Consider the following 17,940-nt stretch of genomic DNA (forward strand, 5'->3'; position numbering starts at 1 on the left):
AGGGATACCGTTTCCTGTATCCTCCTTTGCTTGAAAGGGCACTTATTTGTTCTATCATCCTATGAATATTCTCTACTTTAAAGGCATTGGAATAACCCCCTGGAATTCATAAGAATACCAGGGGGTTATTTTAATGTGTTTTGCGTTTAGCTCTTGCCTGTCAACGTTGACTCCCCATATGCCCGAATCTCGATCAACTCCGCATACTTGCTGCCATTGGTGGTATCAATGTTTACCCTAAGCGCTTGTGTATGCACAGCTGTATCCAGACGATGAATGACTTTCCTTTTGCGGTTCTCCGCTGCACTTACGATCTCAATCCACTCCCCAGACCGACTCAATACCTCCACCCGATAATCACGTACAAGTTCAGGCATGACGCGGAATGTTGTCTGATGGTGATGCAGATTAACCAGATCCTCGTTCACATCATCATTAAAGGTCAAGTGCAGTTCAGCCAAGGCTTGAGGCTCTTCCCATGTGAGTTGCACCCATTCCGGCTTGCCAGACTGCATCGGCTGGGACATCCACTGCTGTGGCCCGCCGTAAGGGCGATGGTAACCGTTGACTGTGTTTTCTGGTAAATAGGCCGTCGTCTCAGAAAGGGTACGACAGCAGAATGGCTGACGCGCCAACCCCTGCATGGACCATAATACAACGGGCTGATCCGTGGCATGATCCTCCAGATTTTTGGACACATGGTTCTCTTCTGTTCGGAAGAAAATCAGCACCCCGCTGTGTGCCTCCGTGGAATGGTAGAGGGTGACGTCTTCATTCGCCCGGATAATAATAAATGCATTCTGCGGTTCTTCCGGTTGCCATTCAAGCGGAAGCTTCACCCACTGCTTGGTTCCCGTTGCAACATTAACGGTTGCCGTAACTTGTAACGTATGGGGGACGTAATTCTCCTTACGCCCCGTATCCCACAGCTCTACCGTCAGCACGGTATCGCTGGATGCATCCAGCAGCAGCTCCAGGCCGCTGAGCATTTGCTGCACGGGCAGCAGCAGGGCAACATCCGCACCCAGCGGGTACGTCTCCCCAGGCTGCTCAAGAGCGATGCCCGTCAGCGTGCTGGAGGCTGAAGCCTTGGCACGCCGTGCTAGATCCAGCTCATCGCGGCTGCGCACCCCGATGATGGAAGCGTCCTGCCGCAGCAACGTCTGCTGCAGCGCCGCCAGATGCCTCGCGTACAACTCGCGCGGCGACACCCCCATGGCCGCGCAGAGCGCTGCGCCCGTACCCGCGGCTTCGCCGATGACCGCGCATGTGGCCATGACGCGCGTTGTGCCGAAGGCGACATGTGATGCGCTGATGTCACGTCCGGCCATGAGCATATTCCGCACATTCGCGGAATACAGCGAGCGGAACGGCACGTGATACACGCCATCGGCATGCATATGCTTCGAGCCGCTCGCTTCGGCATACATGCCCTGCGGGGGATGCAGGTCGATGGACCAGCCGCCAAAAGCTACGGCATCCGGGAACTCCTGCTGGCTGATAATATCGTTCTGGGTGAGCACATGGTCACCCGTGAAGCGGCGGTACTCCCTTTTGCCAGGAAGAGAACCGATCCACTCCAGCGTCATATGATCGGCATCGAATTTCCCGGAGTTCTTGATGTAGTCCCAGATCCCATAGATCACGGACCATAGCTCATCACGGATCAGTTCATTATCATGAACAGTGTCATGTTCACCGCCCCATTCAATCCACCAGTAATGACAACCGGAATCCCCGCTGCGAATGACCCGGCGAATTGGAATACTCGTCTGCGTGATATCCTTGGCAAAAGAAGGCGGGATATAACGGACGGGTGCACCGGTATCCTTGGTGTAAAAGAGCAGTGTACTGCCCAGCGTGATCTGGTCGGCCACCTCCGGTGCCCATTCTTCCCCATATTCACTGCGGGCTTCCCGGCCGAGTGCAAACTTGGCACCTGCCAGAAAACCAACCAGTCCATCGCCTGTACAGTCCAGATAGATCTGACTCTCAAATCGGATTTTGCGCTCAGAGCCCATCATCCACCCGGTAACAGAGGTGATCATACGTTCTTCGCCATCCCCTGTGGCCTCAACTTCATGGACATCCGTGTTCAGATACAGGCTGATGTTGGATTCAGCTCGGACGGCTTCCAGAATGACCAAGTCCCAGAGATAAGGATTGCCCTCCGGATTACGATACTGATTCTCTACAAACAGTTCCCCCATGATGCCTGTCTCACGGGCATAACGGTTAATCCCGTGGGCGGTAGCGCCGCAGACCCATACGCGTACTTCACTGCTGGAATTACCGCCGAGTACAGGACGATTTTGTACCAACGCGACTTTTTGGCCGAGTCGTGCCGCAGCTATGGCGGCGCATACGCCAGCAAGCCCGCCCCCGATGACGGTGATATCCGGTTTAACGAGTTCATGCTTCATACGAACACCTCTCTCATTTTATATGGATGAGCTTAGTCAAAATTTCATATCTCATATCTATAATTTCATATTAGTTCTATATATTTACTTTTCAAATACACTATATTATCATCGAGCATATACTTTATTTCATAACAAAGGCAGGTGTGTCATGGAGCTTCTTAATCACATCTACTGGAAGAAGAAAGCTACATTTGCGCTCGCAGAAGATATCTACGATGCTTGGGTGGTTTTTGCCGTTGAAGAGGGAGTATTCCGTTACGAGATTGATGGACTGACAGGAGAGGCGGGGTTTGCTGATCTGGTGTTGTGCCCACCCCACGTTGCTTTTCGCAGAGAGACGGTAACCCCGCTGACGTTTCACTATATGCAGTTCTCTTGTAACACCACAGACGGGGAGAACCTTCTGCCGCCAATTGGAAAATCTCTAATTAATGATACAAAGCGTCTGGCTTCAACATATGCCTACCTTCGTCAGGCGAGTGAGGACAACGATGAGGCTTCAACAGGATGGAAAACCCATTTGATGTTGGATTTGTGGCGGCTATATCAATGGGAGCGCAGACAGAGCAGGCTAATGGAAACGAAGTTCACGGAGGATGCTCTGATGGCTGAAGCAGCAGCATTGTTGGAAGAGTGGGCAGGAGAGGCAGTTAGCCTGCGAACGTTGGCCGAACATCTGGCATTGAGTCCAGTCCAGCTCACCCGAAGGTTCCGGGAGGCCTTTCAAGAGACACCCTCCGATTATCTGAAGGCGATTCGTCTCAAAAAGGCAAAAGCCTTACTGGCAGATAGCCGTCTGACCCTTACGCAGATCGCCGAGAGATGTGGATATGAGAACGGATTTTATCTGAGCCGTGTATTTTCGTCCACCATAGGAATCAGCCCCTCGGAGTACCGGAGACGACATCAAGTGTGAGATGAGGGTTCCAATGAACCAACCAACCAATCAACCATCGATTCATTCGTTCTTTCACCAATAGAACATATCTGTGCATTTCACTTGGATACAAGCAACGAATAACACATATCCATGCAAATCATTCGACTCCGGCTGTAAATGGCAGGCAAGTGCTATAATGGGGTCATTAATTACAGGGGAGCGAGCACATAAGAATGAAGAAGCCAAACTGGAAGCGTTGGTTGCCACAGCGGCTCAGATACCGTCTGTTTGGTGCATTTGTGGTGTTGATTCTCTTGCCGTTCAGTGCATTAAATGTCTACAATTATCAGCAGATTGAATCCCTGGTTGAGCAGAAAATCAGTGAACAGAGCCATGAGCAGCTGGTGCAGATGTACCGCTCTCTGGAGGACCAGATGAGCATTGCGTTCAAAACGCTCATTTTTCTGGAACAGGATTCTGCGGTAAGAAGTGTGCTAACTTCCCCGGACAGTCGTACGCCGCTGGAGAACAAGTCACTGGTGGAAGAAAAGTTCAAGATGATTAACAACAGTTTCTTTCTATATAATCCCTCGGTGTACTTCACTCTGCTAGATTTTTATGATAGCGTTTACACTTCGTATTTGCCAAAAACAGCACTGGATTATGGCCCTTATCTGGAGCAATTCCGCGAACGTCTTGGAGAAATATCCATTCCAAAAGGGGGTAAAGACTCGCACCCGCTTCAACCGGAAGAACTTTTCTATCGCTGGGATGCCCGGGATACCAATCCTGTGCTCCGGGAGTTATCCTCCAGCCCGTATCTGTTGTCGCTGTATGCCTATATGAAAGATAGCGGTGGGAAACGGTACGGATTGGCTCGGATCAGCATTGATTACTCGTACTGGTTCCAAACGATGTTGAAAGATTCACAAACTAATCAGGAGTATTATCTTATTACAGGAAGTGGAGAGACCATAGCCAGATCATCCAAAACAGCGGCGCTGTCCCCGGAAGTTACACGTGAAATAGCTTTGCATCCGGCACAGGCTTATCTGACTGATCCAGCCTCGGATACGCTGATTAACTACGTGTACATTGAATCACTGGACTGGTATATGGTGAATCGCATTCCGCTGTCCATTCTGTTTACAGAGATATCTGAGCTTAAACAGCGTTACTTTTTGACCTTTTTTGGCTTCACAGGCGCATTCGTAGTGATGGCCTTTATGATCTCGGCAACGTTCACGCGCCCCTTGTCGCACTTACAGAATAAGATGAGAGAGGTTGTCCGCAAAAACCTCAAGATTCGTATTCCCGAAGGTCGCAGTCGTGGGGAAGTACTGGAGCTGACGCGTACCTTCAATACGATGCTGGATGATGCCAATCAGATGATTAACAGACTTAAGGCAGAAGAACGCCAGAAGGAAGCGGTACATTTTCACATGCTCCTCGCCCAGATGAATCCGCACTTTCTCCTGAATACATTGAATACAATGAAATGGAGTGCGATACGCAGCGGGAATGAGGAGATCTCCGAGATGTGTGTTTCCTTGGGCAAACTACTGGAGGTCAGCCTGAATTCACAGGTCGAATTGGTATACCTGAAGGACGAGATTGAACTGGTTCAAGCCTACCTTCATATTCAGCGGATTCGTTACCGCGATAGCTTTGAGGTGACTTGTGACTTTGACGACAAGCTGGAGTATGCGCTGGTACCCAAGCTGAGCTTGCAGCCCCTTGTGGAGAATGCCATTCATCATGGTGTGGGACCAATGGAGCAACTTGGACAGATCCGCATCGGGATATATAGGCAAGACACAGGAATGCTGATGCTGGAGGTAGCAGACAACGGAATTGGTATGGAGGAATCCCGGCGTCAGCAGACAACCCGCACGCGTCCGGGGATTGGTCTGTCCAACCTCAGGGAACGATTGCGATTACTGTTCAAAGGCCAAAGTGAACTTGAAGTGATCGATACCAAGCCGGGGACGTTGGTCAGGTTCAGCATTCCTTTTTTATTGTCGACACCTTATGTACAGAAGCGTTCAGACTAGCGCACTGGAGAGGGGAATCTGGCATGTGGAAGGTATTACTTGTAGAGGATGAGGTATTTGTACGAGAGTCGGTGCGAGAGATTATTTTCTGGGAAGAGCTGGGCTTCACGGTCATCGGAGAATCCGGTAATGGAACCGAGGCGCTTGCCATGATCATACAGGAGGCACCTGATCTTGTACTGACCGATATTGTGATGCCGGGTATGGATGGTCTGGAATTACTCAAACAGACGCGTCAGGCCGGGTTAAAAACCAAGTTTGTGATGCTCACCTGTATGGGGGAGTTCGAGTATGTACGCCGTGCAATGGAGTACGGGGCTTCGAATTATATTCTGAAGCTGTCGATGAGTGTGAATTCGTTGCGTGATACACTCCGTAAGGTAAGTGCGGAACTGGGAGCCTCAGCTGAAGCCCGGACAGAGACAACGCATCATGAAGAGCCATCATCCACACCAGTTCTAACATCTACGCCTGCATCGACTGATTCGCTAACCGTCTCTTCCGCGCCGCCGTCTGCAATCGATCTTCCATTTACACCTGTGCGTGAGCCGGTTGTGAAGCATCCGGAGATTAGCAAAATAATTGAGTATATCGGGCAGCATTACGATCAGGACATTACCGTCAAATCCATGTCGCGTTACGTGATGATGGGGGAGAATTATGTGAGTGCTTTGTTCAAAAAGAAAACTGGCCATACCCTGATTCATTATCTGCATGGGGTACGGATGGAGAAAGCGGCGGAATACTTGCGTGAGACAGACCTTCCGGTACAGGAAATTGGTTACCGGGTAGGGTTCGGAAGCGATAATTATTTTATCAAAATATTCAAGCGTTGGACCGGTTGCACGCCCAGTCAGTATCGCCATCGCTCGTGACTCACAGGATGAATAGAAGGAATATGTGTACTCAAGTGTTTAGATAAGGTAGGGTAAATCCGTATTTTTGTTCCATTCGAATCATGGATATGTATCTTATGAACCTAGCAAGGTCCCTGCTACGATGTAACGGAAGGTACACTTTCAATTCAGGGAGGTCATGTGACCAGATGAGAATCAGAAAAGGATTAACCGGGTTAATCGTAGGTGCGCTGATGCTGGGCTTGCTTGCTGGCTGTGTTGGTAAAAATGAGACGAATGGTGGAGATAACGGGGGTGGAGCAGCAGCGGGAAAAGTGAAGCTTACCATGTGGGGCGCAGTGCCGCCGGAGAATGGTCCGCAGGAAGTTGTGGATACCTGGAATGCAGAGCATCCTGACATTCAGGTGGAATATGTGCGGTTTGTGAATGACGACGACGGTAATCTGAAGCTGGATACGGCACTGTCCACCGGTCAGAACGTTGACCTATATGTCAATTACACTCTGACGAATCTCGATAAACGCATTAAGGGCGGGACGGCATTGGATCTCGGTGAGTTCAAGGACTACAACATTGACGAGAAAATGGGAGAAGACGCGGCTTCGTGGAAAGTAGACGGTAAATATTACGGTATGCCAACCAAGAAAAATGCGGCCTTTTTCGCCTTAAATATGAAAGCGCTTGATCAAGCGGGACTGAGCGTACCCACAGCCTGGACTTGGGATGAAGCCCGAGAATATGCACTCAAGCTGAAAAATGTTGGTTTCAAGTACGGTTTGGTACAGCATACCGCTTCCTATGTGGACCCGCTCGATTCTGTACTGGTCAAGAACGGTTATGTTAAGGCAGACGGAACTTCCAATCTCGACGATCCGCTTGTTACCAAATGGCTGGAGACTTTGAATGGAATGATGAAGGAGGATGCAACTACACCTCCACTCGGCGAACAGCTGACTTCCAAAATGCCGGTGGAGAACATGTTCCTTGGTGGTGAGTCCGCCATGATTAACATTGGGGAGTGGCTGATTCGCACGTCGAACAACATGACCGAGTTTCCACGGGATTGGAAAATCGCCTTTGCTCCGGTACCGAGACTGGTTGCACAGGAAGCAGATATGGTGAAGAGTGGAGGACTTGGTGACTTTATCGCGATCAATTCCAAGTCGAAAAATAAAGAAGCCGCATGGGAGTTCCTGAAATGGTACGCCGATGGAGGGATGATGCCGATGGCTGCCGGTGGACGTCTGCCGTCCTCGAATGCGGTTGATCAACAGACGGCTATCGATCATCTGCTCGGTGATTATGCCGATTCTTATGACAAAGAGTCACTGGAGTTTGTGTTGTACGGTGACAAGACCCCTACATTTGTCCGCAGCATTGCGCAAGAGGTAGTCGATCTGCGTGCACAGGAGTATGAAAAGTTCTTCCTTGGTAACCAGACTGCTGAAGTTACGGTACAGAACATGGTCAAACGCCATAATGACTGGCTGAAGCAGAATCAATAGAAGGCAAAAGCAATGAGTCCGAAGGCCGTCCCAATGGGGCGGTTTTTTTCTTTTCTATATAAGTACTGGACCAATAGATGAATAGACCCAAAAGAGCATTAGAGGTATGACATGAGCTAGGGCTAACCCGACTAAAGGAATAGAACAATTCCATGTTATTTTCATCTCGAAGGTCACTGCCAAAATACATAGTTCTGTGATACCAGGAAAGAGGTTATGTTCCTTAAAAGTGAAAGGACATCTTGTTATGCTTAATTTCAGAACAGATGTTAAGGAGTGGGGGAGCATATGCATAAATCCTGGATGAAACGGCAGAGCAGGCTCGGGTATTTGTTTATTGGGCCCAATATGATTGGCGTGCTGTTGTTTTTTATTATACCGGCTGTCTATTCATTCTATCTCATGTTCACCGATTACAAATTCATGAGCCCGGAGACACATTTTGTGGGGCTGGACAATATCCGCCGTATGTTGAATGATGATCTGTTTGGGGTAGCACTGCGAAATACTTTTGTATTTCTGTTAGCGGTTCCAGTATCGATGGGGTTGGCATTTATCGTGGCTGTTGCATTGAACAAGTCGGTGTACTGGCAAAAAACACTGCGTGCCCTCTATTTCATGCCCTATATCACCAGCGGCGTTGCGATCGCCTTTGTCTGGATGCTGCTGTTCCAGCCAACGTCGGGACCGATTAACGGTTTTTTGCGGGGGATCGGTATTACAAATCCACCTGGATGGTTATCGACAACTGAATGGTCCATGTATGCGATTGATATCATCTGGATCTGGTTCATGCTGGGGTACAACATGATTATTTATTTAGCAGCTCTGCAGGAGATCCCGGAGGAATTAGTTGAGGCTGCTAAGATTGATGGAGCCCGCCCTTGGCAGACCATTCGTCAAGTGATCTGGCCGCTTGTGAGCCCAACGACCTTTTTACTGCTGATAACAGGACTGATTATGACGATCAAAAACTTTGGCATTATTCAGGCGATTACTCAGGGTGGGCCGGGAAACAGTACAACAGTGTTGTCGCTTTTTATCTACCAGAATGCCTTCCGCTATTATGAGATGGGATACGCTGCTGCCATTAGCTGGGCGCTCTTTGCCATCATCATGGTCTTCACAGTATTGCAGTGGGTTGGACAGAAACGTTGGGTTCACTATTAAGGAGGGAAGGGATCGTTATGGAGAAATCAATTGCCGCAAACGCGAAGCCCACAGCTCCGCATGCACCTAAAGGTAAATTCCGCATGGAGTCCTTAACCCAGATTCGAAGAATCATACTGACACTTCTGATGTCCGGGTTTGCTTTGCTGATGATTATGCCGTTCATCTGGATGATTAGCACGTCGTTCAAATCTCCTGCGGACGTATTCACCTATCCCATCCAATGGATACCCTCCAGCCTGAACTGGGAGCATCACATTAAGGTCTGGAGCGGAGCGGATACCTTTGCTACGTATTATCTGAACTCGTTGAAAATATCACTAATTAGCACGATCGGAGCTGTATTTCTATCGGCGTTTGCAGCTTATGGCTTCGCAAGAATTCAATTCAAAGGACGGGAGACACTGTTCCTCATCTATCTCTCAATGATGATGGTGCCCCCGCAGGTGCTCTTTGTACCCAAGTTCCTCATGTTCGAATGGGTCGGCATCTATAATACGCATTGGGCCCTGATCCTGCCTGGAATGTTCACGATCTTTGGGGTGTTTATGCTTCGGCAATTCTTCCTGTCGGTGCCATCAGAGATTTCGGAAGCGGCATTCATCGACGGTGCTGGACACTTGCGTATTTTCTTCAGGCTGATTCTGCCCTTGGCGAAGCCAGCGCTGGCTACACTTGCGATCATTGATTTCTCCTGGCACTGGAATGACTATGAGAATGCGCTTGTGTTTCTCATCGACAAAGACCTGTATACCGTGCCGCTTGGTCTGCAGAACTTTATTCTGGAGAACAACGTGGATTACAACGGCATGATGGCCGCTGCCACGGCAGGTATTATACCGATGATTATCGTCTTTTTGGTAGGCCAGCATTACATTATTCAAGGCGTGGCTGGAAGTGCCGTGAAGGGCTGAAGTTGCTACCAATGTTTAATGTTATCCCTTAATATAACCCTTTTGCTGAACGAGTAAATTTTCGCGGCAGAAGGGTTTTCTGTTGAAAAGGAGAATTAATCCATGATCTGAGTTTACCCATTGGAGCTGATTCTTTTGGAAATGAAAATTGTTACTTTGCCTGCTTTTCATGTTGTAGGTTATTCACTGGAAGCGACTGTAGAAGAATTCGAATCGGGGCTGGGCAAGAGCCACTACGATAAGCTAGTGGAGAGAAAGAAGGAAATTCATCATCGAAAAAATGAAAACGTCATGTTGATGCAGATCTATCCGATGAATGAGGATTTTAACGCAAAGGTTGATAAGTTCACACATCTGATAGGTTATGAGGTAACTAGTCTGGATAACTTCCCGTCCGAGATGATAAGTCATGACGTCCCTGTCAGCCAGTATGCGACGTGTACGCATCGAGGGAATGAGTCAGAGATTGGTGATACATATGATTATATATACGGACAGTATCTTGGTGAGACGGGACATGAACCGAAGTGTTATGATTTTGAAATCTGGGATGAGCGCTACCAACCGGAAAGTCCCAATAATGAAATAGATATATATGTAGCTTTGCAGTGATGCTATCGGGATTGATGGGACACATTTAAATGAAGGAAGAGGATGTTGTTGAAGCTGAGTATAATCATATTTATTGTTTTTATATTGTGTGGTATTTCTTCGTTCTTTCTAACCTTTTTTCCTAGTTGGATCTTTTTAAATTTATTTGGAGTAGTAGCGGGAGTATTTACACTTGGTATGGGGTTGTTTCATGGCATGAAGCAAACAAAAAACATCGTAAAACGAATATCTCTCAAGTGTTGTTGCATCATTTTTGGTATCGGCTCGATATTACTTTTTGTTCCTAAGACAGTGTCGGGTATTCAGGATATCGGTCCTTATCTTTCCCAAGATTACGAAACAATAACAGGTAAACCGAACTACATAGGGTCCATGGGCAGGAAATGGAGGGAACAAACCATCGAAATAAATCAAATGGAATTGATTAACACTCGAGATATCGATTGGGAAAATCGAGATAAAACGTTGGAGATAAAGTATCTGCCGAGAACCAAATATGTTATGAGTATTAGAGCAGTTGAGTAATAGATATGTTTTTAGATATTGTTGAGTCTAATCTGAACGATCCATATCTTCCGCAATACAATAGTTCAAACTTCGTATATAATTAACAATGAACTATGATGCTGAATGACTACATAACTATCGCGAGGTGCATTAGACTTATGCCAACCATCTACGACTTTACTGTAACCAGAACCAGTGGAGAGCGTTTCCCACTCTATCAATATGAAGGAAAACCTGTGCTCATCGTAAACACGGCAAGTAAATGTAAATATACGCACCAGTTTGATGACATGCAGAAGCTGTATGATCAGTACAAGGATCAAGGACTTCAGATTATTGGTTTCCCATGCAACCAGTTTGCAGAGCAAGAGCCTGGAAGCAGTTCGGAAGCAGAATCCTTCTGCCAGATTAACTATGGTGTGAAATTTCCGATGTTCTCCAAATTGGACGTGAATGGAGAAGCGGCGCACCCGCTCTACGACTTTTTGAAAAGATCTGGACCTTTTGCTGGCTTTGATGAAAACGATATTCAGGCCAAACTATTGAAATTGATGGTGGCTGATAAAGCGCCAGAATGGTTACATGGAGATGCAATTAAATGGAATTTCACGAAATTCCTGATTGATGCAGAAGGTCGTGTGGTTAGACGCTTCGAACCGATCGACTCCATTGACGAGATTCAAGAGAGTATTAAGCAGCTTCTATAATTTCACTTTGATATCTCATACAGGGGCATGACAAGAATCGTTTCCCTCTTTCGAACAGGAGGTGCATGAATATGCCGAGCATGATGCAATTTAGTGCTTCACTGGAGTATAGTTATCGTTCCACCAGTGTATATAATCCGGGCAAGTCAGATGGATTCCATTCACATCCACATTATGAGATTTATTATTTTCATGATGGAGAATGTACTTACATTATAGGAGACCGGGTATACAACCTGAAGCCAGGTGATCTGGTGTTAATGCACGGCTTGACGCTTCATCGACCACATCCGAAGCCTGGCAGTACTTATGAGCGAAGCACATTGCATTTTGATCCGTCTGCCATACGAAGTAGTCTGCATGCTGACCGCATAGTTGAGGTCCTGAGGCCATTTGAAGAACTCAGAAATTGCCGGGTCAATCTGACGGGGGATAGCCGTTCTGAATTTGAAGCTCTATTGCATGATCTTCATCGTCTGTCTCAGAGTCAGAGCCATTTCAGACAAGAGCGCATGAATGTCAGACTGTGTGATCTGTTATATTTTGTAGCAGAGATCTGCCAGGGTGATGTCGAAGAACAACTTCCCTCATCGGAGAAGGAGCGGCATGTCCAGCATATTATTCGTTATGTCGATACACATTATATGAAGGATATTGGTCTGGATGATTTGGCACTGGAATTACATCTTTCCAAGCCATATCTGGCAGGCATGTTTAAGGAAATGACAGGTTTGACGGTATTCAAATACCTGTATGACCGTCGTATCAATCAGGCCAAGCTTTTGTTTCAGTTCCAACCAGAGATCACGGTGACGGAAGCTAGTCGATTGTCCGGTTTCAAACGACTTTCGCATTTTAGCCGGATGTTCAAACAAAGTGTGGGATGTTCGCCTGATCTGTACCGTACCCAATTGCATCGTCAATCATAGAAGTCTTCTGTAAGCTGACCAGCTTGTCTGGTTGGCTTTTTTTGTTGATTTTCGTTCGCGGAATGCGTATCACTGTGTTTAGAGCACACGCAGAACAGGTAAAGAAAGGTAATGAAACCACAGGAGGCGATTATGAATGAAACAGCGCACACCGGATCAGAATAACAATGATACCCGTCAGGAACAATCCCATGACAATCCTGAACAATATAAGACAGAGCACGAAAGTCTGCTTGACCGTTATGAAGAAGAACAGACTGTAGATCCAATTCCGATGGAGGATCTGAATATGGAGGCTCAGGAAGAGAAGAACAAGGATCAGACAAAAAGCAACTCGTCGACCGAAGAGAAATACCGGGCGGATTATCGCAAAAAAGGCGAGTGAAGCATAACGTTAATAGCTGTTTGAGGAAAAAATGGTGAAGTATTTTCAGTGAATGTATATTTGGTGAAAATAAATTAGTTTGTTGACTAATGTATGTTACTATATTATAGTTACTATGTTGGCAAATGAAAAAAATTTGGGAGGCGAATAAGAATGACTACTTTTTTTGATGCGTTGAAAAACAGAAGATCTTATTACGGAATCAGCAAGGAATCTACAATTTCGGATGCTAAAATCCAAGAAATCGTAGAAGAAGCAGTGAAGTATACACCAACTTCCTTTAACTCACAAACATCCCGTGCGGTTGTACTGCTCGGCGAACAACATGATAAATTGTGGAATCACACAGAAGAAATTTTGCGTGAAGTGGTAGGTAATGAAGAAGCTTTCAAATCCACAGCAGAGAAAATGACTGGATTCCGCAGCGGATATGGTACGGTTCTCTTCTTCGAAGATAACAATGCGATCGCACAGCTTCAACAGAATTTTGCAGCTTATGCAGATAACTTCCCGATCTGGGCGAACCAATCCAACGGTATGTTGCAACTGGTAATCTGGACGGCTCTGGAACAAGAAGGTCTGGGTGCATCTTTGCAGCACTACAATCCGTTGATTGACGAAAAAGTGAAGCAAGAGTGGAACATTCCTGAGAACTGGAGATTGATCGCTCAGATGCCATTTGGTAAACCAACGGCAGCACCGGGTGAGAAACAATTCCAACCGATTGAAGAGCGCGTAAAAGTACACAAGTAAATCAATTTCATAATACCTTTAGCTGCTTCAATCAAGGCTAGATATAGATCAAAACGTTTCAATTTGTCTATATCTAGTTACATAAATTCATTTTAATGAGTTATGAAATTGATTTAAGTAAGCTTCGCATTTCCCAACATTTAACCACATACGGCCTCGCTTCAATTTGATACGATGTTAGTTGATCGTAATCCAATGAAGCGAGGCTTTTTGATGTGAATAATAGATTAAAAGACATGACGAATCAACGTGTGTGGAAGATAGCTGTATGTGGGTTATTAACACTTGGGTCGGTGGCTGGGTACAGTTCTGGCGTTCAGGCTGCAGCCGTGCAGCAACAGTTTCAGGATACCCGTACGAGTTATGCCAAGGATGCCATTACACACCTGGTGAACAAAGGCATTGCTGCCGGTACGTCAGAGACTACATTTGAACCGAAGAAAGCCGTCACTCGTGCAGAATTTGCGACGTTTGCGGTGAGATTGCTAGGTTTGAAGCCCGTTAAAAATAATATCAATCCTTATCAGGATATCAGCATAAATGCCTGGTATTACGGCAACGTTGCTGCCATGACGAATCTTTTCATTCTGGAGGGAAAGGGTCAGGGAACATTCCAGCCTAATGCGTCCATTACGCGCCAAGAAGCGGCTGCTCTTCTTGTTCGGATGTTAAAACAACAGCCCGTAGAGACGTCACTTTTATCTTCAACGTATTTCGACGCAGCGGATATCTCGGACTGGGCACGTCCTTATGTGCAGACGGTGTATCAACTTGGATTGATGCGGGGAAGTGGAGGCATGTTCCGACCGCATGATCAAGTAACGCGCGAAGAAGCTGCGGTCATGCTTGATGCGATCTTACAAAAGAAAACATGGTCTGAACAGTTACAGCGTGGAGATGAACTCGGCGTTCAGTTGGGCTGGCAATATAATTCCACTACCGCTGAATTCAAGAAGCAGGTGGAACAGTCTGAAGTGAATACGCTCGTCCCACGCTGGTTTTTCCTGAATAGCAGTATGAAAGTAACGGATCACACGGACCCTGCATTGATCTCCTGGGCATCCGCCACTGACAGGCAGTTATGGCCATTGCTTGGGAATCGTTCTGATTCGGCACTTACCCATCAGATGTTATCCAGCTCAACGAACCGAGCGGCAGTGATCTCACAGGTAGCTGCTTATGTCAAAACCTATAAATTGGACGGCATTAATGTGGACTTCGAGAATGTTGATCCTGCGGATCGTGAAGGGTTAACGGCATTTGTGACCTCCTTGACGGCTACGTTGCACGCATTGGGTGCAGTGGTGTCTGTGGATGTATCACCGGATCTGGGTACAGATTGGACGGAGGCATTTGATTATGCCAAACTGGGCGCTGTATCGGATTATATGGTGCTAATGGGATACGAGGAACACTGGAACGGTGATCCGATAGCAGGATCTGTGGCGTCTCTTCCATGGGTGGAAAAGGCACTGGATACTATGCTCTCCGAGGTGGTACGTGCCAAAACCATTTTGGCCCTTCCGTTGTACACACGAGACTGGTCTTCATTGAACCCGGCAACCAGTTCTTGGGACATTACATTGTCAGAACAGGGAACGCGCGCGCATGCCACAGGATCTGTAAGACGATGGGATGCAAGTCTGGTTCAATATATGATTGGGTACAACAGCAACGGAATGCCAAGATATATATGGGCAGAGGACAGTCGTTCTTTATCTGCCAAAGTGTTGATGAGTGAACAACGTCAGATTGCCGGTCTGGCTTACTGGTATATGGGCGGCGAAACAGCCGATGTATGGAACGCCATTTCGAATGCTTCGCGATTTGAATCATATAACTTCTGACCATTATGAATTGTATAGACTCAAACGAACCGTGATACAGGCGGATGGTTTGGGTCTGTTTGTTTTGGTATAAGATAAGCAATATGAGGAATCGTTTAAGCTTGGCTGAACGGTTTAATGTATATAAGGACAAAATATAGATATATTGAACTAAACATTTACACAAAACGGAGAGGACAGAACGAAGCTGAAGAAGCGAAGCGTGCGCCTAAAACTTTCTGAAAGAAAGCTGCATCGAAAGCATACGCTTATCACCGGATTTAACCTTTGTAAAAGATAAAAAAAATCTGGGGATAACATCGATCGGAAGGTTGTTCTGTCATCGGAGTGACCAGTGTAAATATTTGTTAGTTCAATATTATAGTTTAGGAGGAGAAGGAGCATGCGAGAGGTTGATTGCATAATTGTAGGTGGAGGGCTCGCAGGGCTTCAGGCAGCTATTCAGCTTGGGCGTTATTCAGCTCATCAGGTGTTGGTCATCGACGCGGGAGAAGGCAGATCAACCCTGTGTCGGACGTACCATAATATCCTGGGTTTCCCCGATGGGATATCCGGTGAAGAGCTCAGAGCCCGAGGCAGGATGCAGGCAGAGCGGACAGGTGTATCTTTTGAGAAAGATCGTATTGTGCAAGCAGGCCGTCATGGAGAGAAGATTCAATTGTTAGGTACATCCGGCGTTGAATATAGGAGCAAAACGGTGTTATTGGCAACGGGGCTATCGGATCGAGTTCCGGATATTCCGGGATTAACCCCGACCCTTGGCCGAACAGTCTATGTCTGCCCCGATTGTGATGGTTATGAGATTCAGGATCAACGTACGGTGCTATTGGGGTCTGGTGAAGCAGGTGCCCATATGGCGATGATCTTAATTCAGCGTACAAATGATCTGTTATATATCAATCATGAGCAGACCGCCATATCTGCAGAGCTTCATCGCAGCATGAAAGAGGCGGGCGTTCGTTATCTGGAAGCGGCTGTTCAGGAAGTGCAACAGATTGAGGATGGTCATATCACTGGTGTTCTGACCGAAGATGGACAGATCTTTGAGTCTGAGCGAGGCTTTATCGCTTTTGGAGGCAATCGGGTACACTATGAACTGGCGGAGCAGCTTGGGGCTGTGATCGCAGATAATAAACATGTAGAAGCTGATCCGCGCAGCTTGCAGGCAGCGACGAATGTGTGGATAGCCGGGGATCTGGGACTGCACGCAGAACAAGCAACCGTTGCGATGGGTGAGGGTTCCATTGCCGCGATCTGGATTCATAAGGCGTTACAGCAGATGGCAAACGATTAAATGTGGATTTCATTATCAAAATAAAATTTCAGTTTGGATAATTAGAATATCATTTTTCCATAACCCAAAAAGACCTCCCAAGCCATGAATAGGCGGGAGGTCTTTTTGGGTTAACTTCATCTGGAAAAAGGACAATCATTTATCCGATGAATCTGTTGACTTGGAAGAAGCCTTCTCGTCCTTCGATTCATGGGAGAAATCCTTCCGAATGTTGTCCACGATATCGCCAACCACACCTTCGATCATGTCTGTTGGTCCGGGATTATGTTTATCTGGATGGATAACGGTATTCACGCCTGGTTCAAGTTCATCGTTTGTTTTCTCAGGTTTGGTTTTATCACGCATGGGAAATCCCTCCTGGTTCGATATTATATAAGGTGTAAGGTGTTCTTTAACATATCCAAACACCGTTACACATATGTAAACGATTAACCGCTGTAGTTCTTTTGAAACGCGTACTTGCTCTTATCATAGAAGATATATACAAAAGTGAACGTGCTGATTAAACTTCTGCAATACGTTTATATTATAGATAACCAGTTGATTATAGAGTCTAAAGGTTAAAACCAATAAACAACTAATATACAGGAGGTTATTCAGATGAATGAACAAAATCATGTAATCCATAAAGATGGTCAGGTTTCAACGGACAAGGTGGACAATGCAATCGAAAAGATTGCACCGGAAGAGAGAGAACAGATTTTACAGAACTTTGATGCATTCAAAGAATATCTGGGTAAACGAATTGCGATGGGCGAGTCTATCGGATTAAGTGAAGAACAGATGGCTAAAATTGCCCAGAAAGTAGCTGACCATCTGGCTGCGAACGAAGAGCCTCGTAACCGTGAAGAAAAGTTGCTTCAGGAACTCTGGAATGTCGGCAAGGAAGATGAACGTCACATGCTGGCTCATATGCTCGTTCGTTTGGCGCAAGACTCCACAACCAATCATTAAGATTAATATACATGCTTCAGCATATTCAAGAATAAACATAAGAATCTTGTACTAGTCAAGAACCCCTGAATGACGAGACTTCAGGGGTTCTTATCTTTTTCGGAAACTGCAGACAGGAGTAATGACGTTCATTGTAACTATTTTTA

Annotated in this window: 17 protein-coding genes; 15 read left to right on the plus strand and 2 right to left on the minus strand. The window is 46.5% G+C overall.

Going from position 1 to position 17,940, the window contains the following annotated elements; genetic code table 11:
• Positions 1–146: 146 nt before the first annotated feature.
• On the minus strand, positions 147–2,423 hold the full coding sequence (locus MKY85_RS12140; RefSeq protein ID WP_342572685.1) for an FAD-dependent oxidoreductase: 2,277 nt from the start codon (positions 2,421–2,423) through the stop codon (positions 147–149).
• Positions 2,424–2,574: 151 nt separating this feature from the next.
• Between MKY85_RS12140 and MKY85_RS12145 the strand changes: the two genes are divergently transcribed.
• The 14 genes from MKY85_RS12145 to MKY85_RS12210 all read left to right on the plus strand — a co-directional run bounded on the left by MKY85_RS12145 (position 2,575) and on the right by MKY85_RS12210 (position 16,840).
• Positions 2,575–3,342, plus strand: a complete 768-nt coding sequence (locus MKY85_RS12145) for a helix-turn-helix transcriptional regulator (RefSeq protein ID WP_342572686.1) — start codon at positions 2,575–2,577, stop codon at positions 3,340–3,342.
• Between the two features lie 197 nt (positions 3,343–3,539).
• Positions 3,540–5,360: a histidine kinase gene (locus tag MKY85_RS12150; protein WP_342572687.1), complete on the plus strand. Its 1,821-nt coding sequence runs from the start codon at positions 3,540–3,542 to the stop codon at positions 5,358–5,360.
• Positions 5,361–5,383: 23 nt separating this feature from the next.
• Entirely contained in the window at positions 5,384–6,235 is an 852-nt protein-coding gene (locus MKY85_RS12155) for a helix-turn-helix domain-containing protein (RefSeq protein WP_342572688.1), read from the plus strand.
• A 170-nt stretch (positions 6,236–6,405) separates the two neighbouring features.
• A complete protein-coding gene (locus MKY85_RS12160; RefSeq protein WP_339241897.1) occupies positions 6,406–7,722 on the plus strand; it encodes an ABC transporter substrate-binding protein in 1,317 nt (438 codons plus the stop codon).
• Between the two features lie 288 nt (positions 7,723–8,010).
• Entirely contained in the window at positions 8,011–8,892 is an 882-nt protein-coding gene (locus tag MKY85_RS12165; RefSeq protein WP_339260640.1) for a sugar ABC transporter permease, read from the plus strand.
• A 17-nt stretch (positions 8,893–8,909) separates the two neighbouring features.
• Entirely contained in the window at positions 8,910–9,806 is an 897-nt protein-coding gene (locus tag MKY85_RS12170; protein ID WP_339241901.1) for a carbohydrate ABC transporter permease, read from the plus strand.
• A gap of 141 nt (positions 9,807–9,947) precedes the next feature.
• The gene (locus tag MKY85_RS12175; protein WP_342573344.1) at positions 9,948–10,418 is read left to right on the plus strand and encodes a GyrI-like domain-containing protein; all 471 of its coding nucleotides are present in this window, start codon (positions 9,948–9,950) and stop codon (positions 10,416–10,418) included.
• A gap of 48 nt (positions 10,419–10,466) precedes the next feature.
• The gene (locus MKY85_RS12180) at positions 10,467–10,943 is read left to right on the plus strand and encodes a hypothetical protein (protein WP_342572689.1); all 477 of its coding nucleotides are present in this window, start codon (positions 10,467–10,469) and stop codon (positions 10,941–10,943) included.
• A gap of 140 nt (positions 10,944–11,083) precedes the next feature.
• On the plus strand, positions 11,084–11,632 hold the full coding sequence (locus MKY85_RS12185; RefSeq protein WP_342572690.1) for a glutathione peroxidase: 549 nt from the start codon (positions 11,084–11,086) through the stop codon (positions 11,630–11,632).
• A 71-nt stretch (positions 11,633–11,703) separates the two neighbouring features.
• Positions 11,704–12,561 carry an AraC family transcriptional regulator gene (locus MKY85_RS12190; protein WP_339241903.1) on the plus strand — a complete coding sequence of 286 codons (858 nt, stop codon included), beginning with the start codon at positions 11,704–11,706 and terminating at the stop codon, positions 12,559–12,561.
• 136 nt (positions 12,562–12,697) lie between these two features.
• Positions 12,698–12,946: a hypothetical protein gene (locus MKY85_RS12195; RefSeq protein ID WP_339260642.1), complete on the plus strand. Its 249-nt coding sequence runs from the start codon at positions 12,698–12,700 to the stop codon at positions 12,944–12,946.
• A 153-nt stretch (positions 12,947–13,099) separates the two neighbouring features.
• Positions 13,100–13,699 carry a nitroreductase family protein gene (locus MKY85_RS12200; RefSeq protein ID WP_339241906.1) on the plus strand — a complete coding sequence of 200 codons (600 nt, stop codon included), beginning with the start codon at positions 13,100–13,102 and terminating at the stop codon, positions 13,697–13,699.
• A 215-nt stretch (positions 13,700–13,914) separates the two neighbouring features.
• Positions 13,915–15,546: an S-layer homology domain-containing protein gene (locus tag MKY85_RS12205; RefSeq protein WP_342572691.1), complete on the plus strand. Its 1,632-nt coding sequence runs from the start codon at positions 13,915–13,917 to the stop codon at positions 15,544–15,546.
• A 382-nt stretch (positions 15,547–15,928) separates the two neighbouring features.
• Positions 15,929–16,840, plus strand: a complete 912-nt coding sequence (locus MKY85_RS12210) for an NAD(P)/FAD-dependent oxidoreductase (protein WP_339241910.1) — start codon at positions 15,929–15,931, stop codon at positions 16,838–16,840.
• Between the two features lie 135 nt (positions 16,841–16,975).
• On the opposite strand, the gene MKY85_RS12215 is transcribed toward MKY85_RS12210, so the two are convergent.
• Positions 16,976–17,185 (minus strand): hypothetical protein, encoded by a 210-nt coding sequence (locus MKY85_RS12215; RefSeq protein WP_339241912.1) that lies wholly within the window; start codon positions 17,183–17,185, stop codon positions 16,976–16,978.
• A 255-nt stretch (positions 17,186–17,440) separates the two neighbouring features.
• Here MKY85_RS12215 and MKY85_RS12220 point away from each other — a divergent pair, with 255 nt between their 5' ends.
• Positions 17,441–17,794 carry a DUF3243 domain-containing protein gene (locus MKY85_RS12220; protein ID WP_310334611.1) on the plus strand — a complete coding sequence of 118 codons (354 nt, stop codon included), beginning with the start codon at positions 17,441–17,443 and terminating at the stop codon, positions 17,792–17,794.
• Positions 17,795–17,940 lie beyond the last annotated feature (146 nt).

Source organism: Paenibacillus sp. FSL R5-0749, assembly GCF_038595085.1.
Taxonomy (GTDB): domain Bacteria; phylum Bacillota; class Bacilli; order Paenibacillales; family Paenibacillaceae; genus Paenibacillus.